The sequence below is a fragment of the Clostridium aestuarii genome, from assembly GCF_026735135.1.
GTDB classification, from domain to species: domain Bacteria; phylum Bacillota; class Clostridia; order Clostridiales; family Clostridiaceae; genus Clostridium_H; species Clostridium_H aestuarii.
This window is the reverse complement of the sequence record NZ_JAPQER010000003.1, coordinates 88341-101350: the sequence shown is the minus strand read 5'-3', so window position 1 is coordinate 101350 and position 13010 is coordinate 88341. Positions and strand designations below refer to the sequence as shown.

Sequence of the window (13010 nt, the reverse complement as noted above, 5' to 3'; positions counted from 1 at the left end):
TTTATATATTATTATTTTATCTTTCTGCTTCCTGGTTTTACATATTCTAATCCTTGCTTACACAATGGACATTCTTCAACATTATAGCTCTTTACCTCAAGTTCTACAGCACTGTATATTGGATATTCAAAATCCGCTCCATTTCTTCTATCTGTTATACAGCAAACACCTATTACTTCTCCACCTAATTCCTTTATTACTTCTGCTGTTTCAAGAGATGACTTTCCAGTAGTTACAACATCTTCTGTTATTAACACTTTTTGACCTGGCTTTATTTCAAATCCTCTTCTTAATGCCATTTTTCCATCTACTCTTTCAGTAAAAATTGCAGGTTTATTTAATTGTCTTCCAAGTTCATAAGCAACAATCACTCCGCCCATTGCCGGTCCTAATACTATATCAACATCTAAATTCTTAACTTTTTCTGCTACTACACTTAATACCTTCTCTGCTTTTTCTGGATATTGCAATAATTTAGCACATTGACAATACTTATCACTATGTCTTCCTGAAGATAATAAGAAATGCCCTTCTAATAATGCCCCTACTTCTTTTAATATTTCTGTTACATTTATGTTATTTGCCATGTTTTATTCCTCCTCTTATAGTATTCCTTTTATTTCACTAATATTTTTAATTCCTTCTTCTTTCATAAAGCTTTGAATTCCATTAATAATATCAAGACAAATATCTGGTTTTATAAAATTTGCAGTTCCTACTTGCACAGCATGTGCTCCTGCCATTATAAATTCTATTGCATCTTCTGCACTGCTTATTCCACCAATTCCTACTACAGGTATATCTACTTCTTTACACACCTCATATACCATTCTTAAAGCAATAGGTTTGATAGCTGGTCCAGAAAGTCCAGCAGATATATTATTAAACACAGATTTTCTCTTTTTTATATCTATCGCCATAGCTTTAAAGGTATTTACCATAGAAATAGAATCTGCTCCAGCTTCACAGCATTTACATGCCATATCAACTATATTCTCTGCATTTGGTGATAACTTCACCATAAGTGGCTTTGAACAAACCTTTTTCACTTCAGATACAACTTTATATGCTATATCTGACTTTATGCCAAAAGCCATTCCTCCATGTTTAACATTTGGACAAGAAATGTTGAGTTCTACTATATCTACATCTATATTATTTAATTTTTCTATTCCTAGTAAATAATCTTCTATAGTACCTCCACCTAAATTAGCAATTATTGCTGTATCCAACTGTTTCATTTTTTTAAATTCATTGTTAATAAAATTATCAACTCCAGGATTTTGTAACCCTACACTATTCATAATTCCGCTAGCAGTTTCGTGTATTCTTATTCCATCATTTCCTTCTTTCTTATTTATGGTAAGACCTTTTGTACAAATTCCACCAAGTTTTGATACATCAAATAATTGTCCATATTCATCTCCAAAACCAAAGGTGCCTGATGCAGCAATAACAGGATTTTTTAACTCTACTCCGCATAAGTTCACACTAATCATTAAAAATCAAATCCCTTCCATCAAAAACTGGTCCATCTTTACATGTTCTTTTATTACCATCTTTAGTTTTACAAGTACATACAAGACAGGCTCCAATTCCACAAGCCATCCTGTTCTCCATTGAAACATATACTGGAACATCTTTTTCTTTACACATATTGATAACTCTTTCCATCATAGGTTCTGGTCCACAACCTATAACCAAATCGTATTTCTCAGGTTGTAACAACTCAGTTATATAACCTTTATGTCCAATATCTCCCATTTCTGTGGATATCTTGACTTCATTTACATTTTTTTCCACATTATCCACAGAATAATCCACAGCTTTAAACCCTGCATATAAATCTATATCACAATCTTTAAGATTTTTTATCAAATAATGCATAGGAGCAATTCCAATTCCCCCTGATACAACAGCAATCTTTCCTTTAATTTTTTCAACATCAAATCCATTCCCTAAAGGTCCCATAATTTGAACTTCATCTTCTTTTTTTAATTTACTTAAAAGATTTGTACCTTTTCCAACAACAGCATATAAAAATGTTATTCCATTTTCATTTAACTCATGTACACTAATAGGTCTAGGAAGAACAAGACCATCTTCCCAACATTTTAGCATATAAAACTGTCCAGATTTAGCTTCAAATTCTCCTTTTACCGTAAGCTTAAATATACCCGGAGAAATTTCTATATTTTCAACAACTCTCTCTTGTGAACATATCATCCGTATTCCACCTCAATCTCTTTTAGTTTGAAATTTAAACTTATCTCAACGCTTTCTGCATCTTTATAACTTCTGCTCTAGCACACTCATCAAATCTTTCTGCACCATTTTCGTATTTTTTATAAGCTAAAAGAATTCCTCTTGAAGAATTTACAATTCCTCCATTACCTTCTTTTAAATAAACCTTAGCTTCTTCTGCCCCTCCGCCTTGAGCTCCAAAACCAGGTATTAAGAAAAATGTTTTATCAAATTTATTTCGTATTTCTTTTCCATCTATAGCAGTAGTACATCCAACTACTCCACCTATAGAAGTGTATCCACACTTACCTGTAACTTCTTCTCCAAGCTTTTGAACCTTTTCACCTACAACTTCATAAACTTTTCTTTTAGCATTACTTTCAATATATTCAAAATCCTTCGAGCCTTTATTTGAAGTTCTTATCAAAACGAAAAGTCCTTTTTCTTTATTCTTAATATAATCCATATATGGTTCTATGCTATCCATTCCCATATATGGGTTTACTGTTATAAAATCAGTTTCAAAATCTCCTTCAAAATGAGCTTTTGCATACATTTCTGCTGTTTTAGAGATATCACCTCTTTTAACATCCGAAATAGCTATACTTCCTAATTTTCTTACATATTCTAATGTTCTTTTATATGCCATTAATCCTTTTATTCCATATGCTTCGTAATATGCTATTTGAACTTTATAACATGCTGTATGCTCTATTGTTGCATCTACTATTTTTTTATTAAATTCAAAAATAGCATCTTCTATGTTAATAAATTTATCTAAAAACCACTTAGGAATATACTCTAAAGAAGTATCCAACCCAACACAAACGTTCCCTTTATTTTCAACCACTTCATATAATTTATCTATTATCATTCATATCCCACCTTATTAGTTAATCTCATCTATTTGCTATATACAGTTTTTCCACCTTTTATTGTCATCAAAATTTCTCCATAAACCTTTTTTTTATTAAAAGGACTATTTTTTCCTTTTGATACAAATTCCTCTGAGCTTATGATGTACTCTTTTTCTAAATCTACTAGAACTAAATCCGCATCATATCCAATAGCAATCTGTCCTTTACTAACTCCCATAATTTCTGCTGGTCTTTTAGACATCAATTCTGATAATCTACTTAATAATATATTTTCTTTTTTTACAAGCTTTGTATAACACACCGAAAAAGATGTTTCTATACCCGATATTCCAGGTGAACCTTTTATTTTATCTTCATAGGTATGTGGCGCATGATCTGTAGCAATAACATCTACAAACCCTTCTTTAATACTCTTAATTAGAAACTCTACATCTTCTTTATTTCTTATTGGAGGATTAACTCTGTATTCCACATCATCTTCTGTTAAAGCCAAATGATGCGGCGTTACCTCACACGTTACACTAGCTCCTTGTTTTTTAGCTTCAATAACATCATGCATAGCCTCTTTTGTACTAACATGTGCCATATGAAGTTCACATCCTGTAAATTTAGCAAGTGATATATCTCTCCAAGTCATCATGTTTTCTGCCATTCTCATATCAATGTTGCTCATTTCTGGATTCTCTGCATGAGATATTACTATTAAGTTTTTATCTTTTGCCTTAATCATAGCTTCAAACATTATCTTGTTATCTGCCACACCTTTACCATCATCAGAAATAAACTTAACCTTTGAATCTATTTTTTCCAAATGACTTAAATCTTTTCCGTCAAGATTTTTAGTAATAGAAACTACTTGATGAGCATCAACAAGTCCTACTTTATTAACTTTATCAATTACATAATTAACTGTTTCCATATCTGAACAAACAGGATTTGTATTTGCCATAAGATTAACCATAGTATATCCACCACGTACTGCTGCCATACTTCCTGTTAATATATTCTCTTTATGAGTAAAACCCGGTTCTCTAAAGTGAGCATGCATATCTACAAACCCTGGTAAAAGTACTTTTCCTTTTCCATCTATAATTTCACAATTTTTATCTAAATTTTTTCCTATTTCAAAAATTTTGCCTTCATTTACATATATATCTCCATAAAAATCCTGTGCCCAATCTACTACTCTAACATTTTTAATTAAAACTTCCATACGTAATATTTCTCCTTTCTTTTAACCTTGTAAACTGATAAACTTTTTAATTATAGATTTTTTATCTATATGATTCATCACAATACTTACATCTATATTCTTTACTTTCTTCGTCTACTAGGTAAAACTGATGAGGAATATTCTTTTCTATAGAAGTTATGCATCTAGGATTTTTGCATTTTATTACATTTTCAACTTCTGCAGGAAGCTTTAGTTTTATCTTTTCTTTTGTTTTCTGGTTCTCAATAATACTAATTGTTATATTAGAATCTATAAGTCCTAATACCGTAAAATCTATATCAATTTTATTTTCTATTTTAATTATGTCTTTTTTTCCATACTTTTTACTACAAACGTTCATTATAAGTGCTACTGAAAACTCTGCTTTATCTAAATCTAGATAGTTAAAAATTTTCAATCCATTTCCTGCTTTTACATGGTCAATTACCACTCCATTTTTGATACTATCTATATTTAACATTATTCACACACCCCCAAAAGTTTAGCCATTAATGCCATTCTAACAAACATTCCATTTCTAGCTTGCTCAAAATAACGTGCTCTTGAATCATTATCCAATTCACATGATATTTCATTGACTCTTGGAAGGGGATGAAGGATAATCATATCATCTTTTGCACTTTTCATTTTTTCTTCATTTAATATATAGCTATCCTTAAGTCTTACATAGTCTTCTTCATTAAAAAATCTTTCTCTTTGAACTCTAGTCATATAAAGTATATCTAAATCACTAATTACGTCTTCTAATTTTTCAACTTCAACAAACTCTATATTATTTTTTTCTAATACTTCTTTCTTTATATAATCTGGAATTTTTAATTCTTCTGGTGAGATTAAAACAAACTTGTTATTTTTATACCTAGATAAGGCTTTCACTAATGAATGAACTGTCCTACCAAATTTCAAATCTCCACAAATCCCAATTGTTTGATTTGAAAATTCGCCTTTTATTCTTCTAATTGTAAGTAGATCTGTTAATGTTTGAGTAGGATGTTGATGACCTCCGTCACCAGCATTTATAACAGGTATTTTTGAATTCATAGTTGCAACTGTTGCTGCACCTTCTTTAGGATGTCTCATTGCAATTATATCCGCATAGCATTCAACAACTCTTACAGTATCTGCTATACTTTCTCCTTTTGAAGCTGAACTAGAACTTGAATCTGAAAATCCTAAAACCTTTCCGCCCAATCTTAGCATAGCAGCTTCAAAACTCAATCTTGTTCTAGTACTAGGCTCATAAAAAAGTGTTGCTAATAACTTTCCTTCACAAATCTTAGCATATTTTTTAGGATTTGCAATAATATCATCTGCCAAATCAAATATTTCTTTAAGCTCTTCTACTGTAAAATCTCTTGGATCAATTAAACTTCTTCCTTTTAACATACTCTTCCTCCTTCTTAGTCTCGCTGAACTAAATTTAAAGGTAACATAAAAAATGCCTTCCCAGATATGAGAAGGCATAAATATACTATATTTATTTACAGCCACAAAATTTCACACAAATCAAAACTACTGGCTGCCATCACCTTCTCAGTATCTCGTACCAAATTAAAGGTATAATTATCATTCGATTTTAAGTAATTTTATCATATAAATATGATAATTGCAATACCTATTTAATAATATTGTATAACAATATTATTAAAATTAGTCATTTACACTTAGTTTAGTTGTCCTAAAACAAGCACCTTAAAATTTTTACCATAATAAAAATCAAAAATATATGAGCCTTAAAATAAGACTCATATATTTTTTAGATAAATATTAAATTTTTTAAGCTTGTAATCCTAAACTTGCAAGTATTAATATAACTACAAGTACACATAATGGAATTACAACTGAACACATTCCAATATCCTTATATGATTGTTTATGTGTTAGTCCACAGATTCCTAATAATGTTATAACTGCTCCGTTATGTGGTAATGTATCAAATCCACCACATGCTAATGTTGCTATTCTATGAAGCACTTCTGGACTTATCCCTGCTGTTTTAGCCATTTCCATATATTGTTCTCCTAATGCTGCAAGTGCTATACTCATACCACCTGATGCTGAACCTGTTACACCTGCTAATACATTAACCGATATTGCTTCTGAAATCAATGGATTACTTGATACTCCAAGGATTGCAGCTTGAATTATACCAAATGCTGCAAGTGATTTTATAACATTTCCATATCCAACCTCTGAACATGTATTAGTTATTGCAAGAAGTGAGCCTATTGCACCTTGATTAACTGTTTTTTTAGTGTCTTTCAATCTATTTAAGTTCAAAACTATAGTAAGTATAATTGCTATAACTAATGATATAATCAAACTCCAAATACCTGTAACTTTTGATAATTTAGTACCATAGTCTGCTAAATATGTTCCATCAGTTCCCGGAAAATATATTCTTCCTAACACAAAATTAAGAACCAACACTACGATTATTGGTAATAATGAAATCCCGAAAGATGGCAATTTGCTTACATCTATTTCATTTATCATTTCATCTGGATGATCTCCATAACCTTCACCTTTTGCTTTAGCTGACTTAGCTCTATAATTTAACCAAAACAAACCGCCGCCGCACATTAATATAGCAGCTATAATACCTAAAACCGGTGCAGCATATGCGTCAGTTCCAAAGTATGGCATTGGAATTGCATTTTGTATTTGTGGTGTTCCTGGAAGTGCTGTCATTGTAAAACTGAATGCACCTAATCCAATTGAACCTGGTATTAATCTTTTTGGTATATCTGCTTCTCTATATAGTTGTGCTGCTATTGGGAATACTGCAAAAGCAACAACGAATAATGAAACTCCACCATATGTTAGTACTGCACATGACAATACAACTGCCATAATTGCTTTATCTTTACCCAATTTATTAGCTATTGCATGGGCAATTGCTTTAGCTGCTCCTGAATCATCCATTAACTTACCAAAAATTGCTCCAAGTAAAAATATTGGGAAATATGATTTAGCATATCCTGCAAAAGCCTTCATAAATATCTCTGTATAAGTTGCCATAATATGAGCACTAGCTCCACCACTCATAATTGCTGCAAACATTGCTAAAACCGGTGCAAGAATAAGTACTGTTATTCCTCTATATGCAAGGTACATCAAAAGTAGTAATGATACTATAACTCCTATAACTCCTACCATATCTTTTATCATTCCTTTCTTATTTTTCTATTATTTCTTTTTTTAATTTTCCATGAAGCATAAATGCTTCATAGAAAATTAAAAATTTAAATATAAAATTTATTATTTTTTACTTAAGTCCCATAAGCTCATTTTTAAAAATTCTTTCATCCATTAACTTAAGATCTTCAGCTATTATTGGTTTAAAGTTCATTCTTCCTAATACATCTTTTTCTAAGTCTACTCCTGGTGCTATTTCAGTAAGAACTAATCCTTCTTTTCTAAGTTCAAATACAGCTCTTTCTGTTATATATAAAACAGGTTGTTCTACTTCTACAGCATATTCTCCACTGAATGTAATTTGTTCTACGTTTTCAATAAACTTATTAGCTCGTCCATCTTGATTTATAACTAATTTTCCGTCATCAACAGCTACTTTTAAGCCACCTGCTGTAAATGTTCCGCAGTAAACAACTTTTTTAGCATTTTGAGTTATGTTAATAAATCCACCACATCCAGCTATTCTTGTACCAAACTTACTAACATTTATGTTTCCTTTTTTATCACATTGAGCTAATCCTAAAAACGCAACATCTAATCCACCACCATCATAAAAATCAAATTGATATGGTTGATCTAAAATACATTCTGGATTTGTAGATGCTCCAAAACTCAAACCACCTGCTGGCACTCCACCAATTGGTCCAGCCTCTACTGTTAGTGTCATTGTATCTCCTATTCCTTCTTCATTAGCTACTGCTGCAACGACTTCTGGAACACCTATTCCTAAATTTACTGCTGCATTTTTAGGTAATTCCATAGCTGCACGTCTTGCTATTACCTTTCTTTCGTTAAGTGGTGCTGGTTTTACATCATTTAAAGGTATTCTTACTTCCCCAACATATGATGGATTATATTCCTCACTAGGTGTTTGCATACTTGATTCATCATCTGATACTACAACTGCATCCACATATATTCCTGGAATTTTAACAAATCTTGGGTCTAAGCTTCCTGCCGCAACTATTTTTTCAACTTGTGCTATAACAATACCACCTGAATTTTTAGCTGCTTGTGCTATTGAAACTGCTTCTAATGTAGCCGCTTCTTTTTCTAAAGATATATTTCCTTTTTCATCTGCATAAGTACCTCTAATTATTCCAACATTTATTGGTAACGCTTTATATAATAAACGTTCTTGTCCATCAATATTAACTACCTTTACTATATCTTCTTTTGTAATTTCATTTAATTTTCCGCCTTCAACTCTTGGATCTATAAATGTTTTTAATCCAACATGAGTAATTGTTCCTATCTTACCTCCTGCAATATCTCTAAACATATGAGTAATTGTTCCTTGAGGAAGATTGTAAGCTTCTATCTTGTTTTCTAATGCTAATTTTTGAACCTTTGGAGCAAGATTCCAGTGCCCACCTATTACTCTAGCAAGCAATCCTTCATGTCCTAAGTGGTTTAATGCTTTATCCTTACTATCGCCTTGACCAGCTGCATAAATTAAAGTTAAGTTTTTAGGACTACCTTCACCTAAAAATTTCTTTTCAATTTCTAAACTAACTTTTTCAGGGTGTCCTATGCCAATGAAACCTTCTACCGCTATAGTATCATCATCCTTAATCATTGAGATAGCTTCTTCAACACTTTTTACTTTTGAAATCATGTTTTAATACCCCCATATTTTTGTTTTAAGTTTTTTTAATATTTTAACTATTAATAATATAGCTAATCTTTTTACCATCATTCCTTTCTTGTTTTTAGTATATAAATCCTATTAAAAATAATTTTTTTAATAGGATTATATTATGCTTCTATAAGTATTGCATTGAGAATATTTAGAATTTTAGTTTTATGGATATGATGTATAATTCATAAATTATGCTTTATTATTAAAAATAAACTAGCACTATTAAATGTATGATATTCTTCTATTCGAAAACATTATAGCAATTATTTTTTTATTTGTCAATAATTGTATTTATTGTAATATACTTTAAAATCGTTTTGTAAAATCCTGATATATTTTTATATCTCAAAATAAAAATAGACACTGAATTAATATTAAATTCAGCATCTATTTGACACACTATAAAATTATATATTTCTTAAACGACTCCCATATTTGCAAGTATTATTACTATTACAAGTACACATAGTGGAATTACAACCGAACATACAGCAATATCTTTATATGATTGTTTATGTGTTAATCCACAAATTCCTAATAATGTTATAACTGCTCCATTATGTGGTAATGTATCGAATCCACCACATGATAATGCTGCTATTCTATGAAGCACTTGAGGATTTATACCTGCAGCTTTAGCCATTTCCATATATTGTGCTCCTAAAGCTTCAAGGGCTATACTCATACCACCTGATGCTGAACCTGTTACACCAGCTAATACGTTAACTGATATTGCTTCTGAAATCAATGGGTTGCTTGATACTCCAAGAATTGCTCCTTTGATCATAGCAAATGCAGCAAGTGATTTTATAACATTTCCATATCCAACCTCTGAACATGTATTAGTTATTGCAAGAAGTGAACCTATAGCACCTTGGTTAACACTCTTTTTAGTATCTTTTAATCTATTAAAGTTTAAAACTATAGTAAGTATGATTGCCACAACTAATGCAATAATCAAACTCCAAATTCCTGTAACTTTTGATAATTTAGTACCATAATCTGCTAAATATGTTCCATCTGTATTTGGAAAATATTTTCTTCCTAACACAAAATTAAGAACTAACACTACAATTATTGGCAATAATGAAAGAAGGCAAGGTGGAAGCTTACTTGTATCTATTTCATTTACCGCCTCATCTGGATGGTCTCCGTAACCTTCTCCTGCCGCTTTAGCTTTTTTAGCTCTATATGTTAACCATAACAAACCACCAACGCACATTAATACACCAGCGATAATACCTAAAGTTGGTGCAGCATATGCGTCAGTTCCAAAGTATGGCATTGGAATTGCATTTTGTATTTGTGGTGTTCCTGGAAGTGCTGTCATTGTAAAACTAAATGCTCCCAATCCAATTGAACCTGGTATTAATCTCTTTGGTATATCTGCTTCTCTATATAATGATGTTGCTATTGGAAATACTGCAAAAGCAACAACAAATAATGAAACTCCACCATATGTTAATACTGCACATGATAATACAACTGCCATAATTGCTTTATCTTTACCTAATTTATTCGCTATTGCATGTGCAATTGATTTAGCTGCTCCTGAATCATCCATTAACTTACCAAAAATTGCTCCTAGTAAGAATATTGGGAAATATGATTTAGCATATCCCGCAAATGCTTTCATGAATATTTCTGTATATGTTGCCATTACATGGGCATTAGCACCATCACTCATTATCACTGCAAACATTGCTAAGATTGGTGCAAGAACAAGTACAGTTATTCCTCTGTATGCAAGATACATTAATAATATAAGTGATATTATTACACCTATAACTCCTACCATTTTGAATACTTCCTTTCTTTATATCTATTATATTTATACATGATTAAATTTCTAGGAAGTATCTATACTCCCTAGAAATTTAATACTTTAAAAAATAATAATTTTATTTTAATCCCATAAGCTCATTTTTGAAAATTCTTTCATCCATTAACTTAAGATTTTCAGCTATTATTGGTTTAAAGTTCATTCTTCCTAATACATCTTTTTCTAAGTCTACTCCTGGTGCTATTTCAGTAAGAACTAATCCTTCTTTTCTAAGTTCAAATACAGCTCTTTCTGTTATATATAAAACAGGTTGTTCTACTTCTACAGCATATTCTCCACTGAATGTAATTTGTTCTACGTTTTCAATAAATTTATTAGCTCGTCCATCTTTATTTATAACTAATTTGCCTTCATCAACAGCTACTTTTAATCCGCCTGCTGTAAATGTTCCGCAGTAAACAACTTTCTTAGCATTTTGAGTTATGTTAATAAATCCACCACATCCAGCTATTTTAGGTCCAAACTTACTAACATTTATGTTTCCTTTTTTATCACATTGAGCTAATCCTAAGAATGCAACATCTAGTCCGCCGCCATCATAGAAATCAAATTGATATGGTTCATCTAAAATACACTCTGCATTTGTAGATGCTCCGAAACTTAAACCACCTGCTGGTACTCCACCAACTGGTCCAGCCTCTACTGTTAGTGTCATTGTATCTCCTATTCCTTCTTCGTTAGCTACTGCTGCAACTACTTCTGGAACTCCTATTCCTAAATTTACTGCTGCATTTTTAGGTAATTCCATAGCTGCACGTCTTGCTATTATCTTTCTTTCATTAAGTGGTGCTGGTTCTACATTATTTAAAGGTATTCTTATTTCTCCTACATATGATGGATTATATTCTTCACTTGGTGTTTGCATGCTTGTTTCATCATCTGCTACTACAACTGCATCCACATATATGCCTGGAATTTTAACTAATCTTGGATCTAAACTTCCTGCAGCAACTACTTTTTCAACTTGTGCTATAACAATACCGCCTGAATTTTTAGCTGCTTGTGCTATTGAAACTGCTTCTAATGTAGCCGCTTCTTTTTCTAAAGATATGTTTCCTTTTTCGTCTGCATAAGTACCTCTAATTATTCCAACATTTATTGGTAACGCTTTATATAATAAACGTTCTTGTCCATCAATATTAACTACTTTTACTATATCTTCTTTTGTAATTTCGTTTAATTTTCCACCTTCAACTCTTGGATCTACAAACGTCTTCAATCCAACATGAGTAATTGTTCCTATCTTACCTCCTGCAATATCTCTAAACATGTGAGTAATTGTTCCTTGAGGAAGATTGTAGGCTTGTATTTTATTTTCCAATGCTAATTTTTGAACCTTTGGAGCAAGATTCCAATGTCCACCTATTACTTTTGAAAGTAACCCTTCATGTCCTAAGTGGTTTAATGCTTTATCTCTACCATCACCTTGACCAGCTGCATAAATTAAAGTTAGATTTTTAGGACTGCTTTCATTTAAAAATTTCTTTTCAATTTCTGCAGTAATCTTTTCAGGGTGTCCTATACCAATAAAGCCTTCTACAGCTATAGTATCGCCATCCTTAATCATTGAGATAGTTTCTTCAACACTTTTTACTTTTGAAATCATATAGTATCCCCCCATAAAAATTATTATTTTTGTTAATTTAAATTTATTTTGTAAATATATTTTTTAATTATAAATATATTTTTTAATTATAAAAATACACTTATAATTATTTTTGATTTATTATACTTATAATAATTAATCTATATTTAAAAATGTTTTTACTTTCGGTAACAAGTATACCAACTATTATATAATATGTCAATTTTTATAATTTCTTCAGTATTTTTATAAATTTAAATAGATTTTTCACTTTTTCTGTAAATTGGATTAGTCATAAATTTTAATTATTCACTTGTTATATTAACAAAAATAAGCGCTTTTATATGTTCACCACATATAAAAACGCTTATTAATCTATACTTTAT

Annotated in this window: 11 protein-coding genes; all 11 read right to left on the bottom strand. The window is 30.9% G+C overall.

Annotated elements, in window-relative coordinates; genetic code table 11:
• Nucleotides 1–11: 11 nt before the first annotated feature.
• Nucleotides 12–587 carry an orotate phosphoribosyltransferase gene (pyrE, locus tag OW763_RS08805; RefSeq protein WP_268040736.1) on the bottom strand — a complete coding sequence of 192 codons (576 nt, stop codon included), beginning with the start codon at nt 585–587 and terminating at the stop codon, nt 12–14.
• Nucleotides 588–602: 15 nt separating this feature from the next.
• Entirely contained in the window at nt 603–1499 is an 897-nt protein-coding gene (locus tag OW763_RS08800; protein ID WP_268040735.1) for a dihydroorotate dehydrogenase, read from the bottom strand.
• Entirely contained in the window at nt 1492–2226 is a 735-nt protein-coding gene (locus OW763_RS08795) for a dihydroorotate dehydrogenase electron transfer subunit (RefSeq protein WP_272507391.1), read from the bottom strand. Before OW763_RS08795 ends, OW763_RS08800 begins: the two co-directional genes overlap by 8 nt.
• Before the next feature lie 40 nt (nt 2227–2266).
• On the bottom strand, nt 2267–3118 hold the full coding sequence (gene pyrF / locus OW763_RS08790) for an orotidine-5'-phosphate decarboxylase (protein WP_268040734.1): 852 nt from the start codon (nt 3116–3118) through the stop codon (nt 2267–2269).
• A gap of 29 nt (nt 3119–3147) precedes the next feature.
• Complete coding sequence (locus OW763_RS08785) at nt 3148–4335, bottom strand: dihydroorotase (RefSeq protein WP_268040733.1); 1188 nt, start codon at nt 4333–4335, stop codon at nt 3148–3150.
• A 61-nt stretch (nt 4336–4396) separates the two neighbouring features.
• Nucleotides 4397–4816 carry an aspartate carbamoyltransferase regulatory subunit gene (locus OW763_RS08780; RefSeq protein ID WP_268040732.1) on the bottom strand — a complete coding sequence of 140 codons (420 nt, stop codon included), beginning with the start codon at nt 4814–4816 and terminating at the stop codon, nt 4397–4399.
• A complete protein-coding gene (pyrB, locus tag OW763_RS08775) occupies nt 4816–5742 on the bottom strand; it encodes an aspartate carbamoyltransferase (protein WP_268040731.1) in 927 nt (308 codons plus the stop codon). The genes OW763_RS08780 and pyrB overlap by 1 nt, the downstream gene beginning before the upstream one ends.
• Before the next feature lie 390 nt (nt 5743–6132).
• Entirely contained in the window at nt 6133–7515 is a 1383-nt protein-coding gene (locus tag OW763_RS08770) for a GntP family permease (RefSeq protein WP_268040730.1), read from the bottom strand.
• Between the two features lie 109 nt (nt 7516–7624).
• Nucleotides 7625–9172 (bottom strand): acyl CoA:acetate/3-ketoacid CoA transferase, encoded by a 1548-nt coding sequence (locus OW763_RS08765; protein WP_272507388.1) that lies wholly within the window; start codon nt 9170–9172, stop codon nt 7625–7627.
• Between the two features lie 442 nt (nt 9173–9614).
• Nucleotides 9615–10994, bottom strand: coding sequence for a GntP family permease (locus OW763_RS08760; protein ID WP_268040729.1), 1380 nt, complete (start codon nt 10992–10994; stop codon nt 9615–9617).
• Nucleotides 10995–11097: 103 nt separating this feature from the next.
• The gene (locus OW763_RS08755; protein WP_272507385.1) at nt 11098–12645 is read right to left on the bottom strand and encodes an acyl CoA:acetate/3-ketoacid CoA transferase; all 1548 of its coding nucleotides are present in this window, start codon (nt 12643–12645) and stop codon (nt 11098–11100) included.
• Between the last annotated feature and the right edge of the window lie 365 nt (nt 12646–13010).

Excerpts from the sequence above, each read along its gene's own strand:
- OW763_RS08785 (WP_268040733.1), bottom strand. The coding sequence starts at position 4,335 with ATGGAAGTTTTAATTAAAAATGTTAGAGTAGTAGATTGGGCACAGGAT.
- OW763_RS08765 (WP_272507388.1), bottom strand. The coding sequence starts at position 9,172 with ATGATTTCAAAAGTAAAAAGTGTTGAAGAAGCTATCTCAATGATTAAG.
- pyrE (WP_268040736.1), bottom strand. The coding sequence starts at position 587 with ATGGCAAATAACATAAATGTAACAGAAATATTAAAAGAAGTAGGGGCA.
- OW763_RS08755 (WP_272507385.1), bottom strand. The coding sequence starts at position 12,645 with ATGATTTCAAAAGTAAAAAGTGTTGAAGAAACTATCTCAATGATTAAG.
- OW763_RS08760 (WP_268040729.1), bottom strand. The coding sequence starts at position 10,994 with ATGGTAGGAGTTATAGGTGTAATAATATCACTTATATTATTAATGTAT.
- OW763_RS08780 (WP_268040732.1), bottom strand. The coding sequence starts at position 4,816 with ATGTTAAATATAGATAGTATCAAAAATGGAGTGGTAATTGACCATGTA.
- pyrF (WP_268040734.1), bottom strand. The coding sequence starts at position 3,118 with ATGATAATAGATAAATTATATGAAGTGGTTGAAAATAAAGGGAACGTT.
- pyrB (WP_268040731.1), bottom strand. The coding sequence starts at position 5,742 with ATGTTAAAAGGAAGAAGTTTAATTGATCCAAGAGATTTTACAGTAGAA.
- OW763_RS08800 (WP_268040735.1), bottom strand. The coding sequence starts at position 1,499 with ATGATTAGTGTGAACTTATGCGGAGTAGAGTTAAAAAATCCTGTTATT.
- OW763_RS08795 (WP_272507391.1), bottom strand. The coding sequence starts at position 2,226 with ATGATATGTTCACAAGAGAGAGTTGTTGAAAATATAGAAATTTCTCCG.
- OW763_RS08770 (WP_268040730.1), bottom strand. The coding sequence starts at position 7,515 with ATGGTAGGAGTTATAGGAGTTATAGTATCATTACTACTTTTGATGTAC.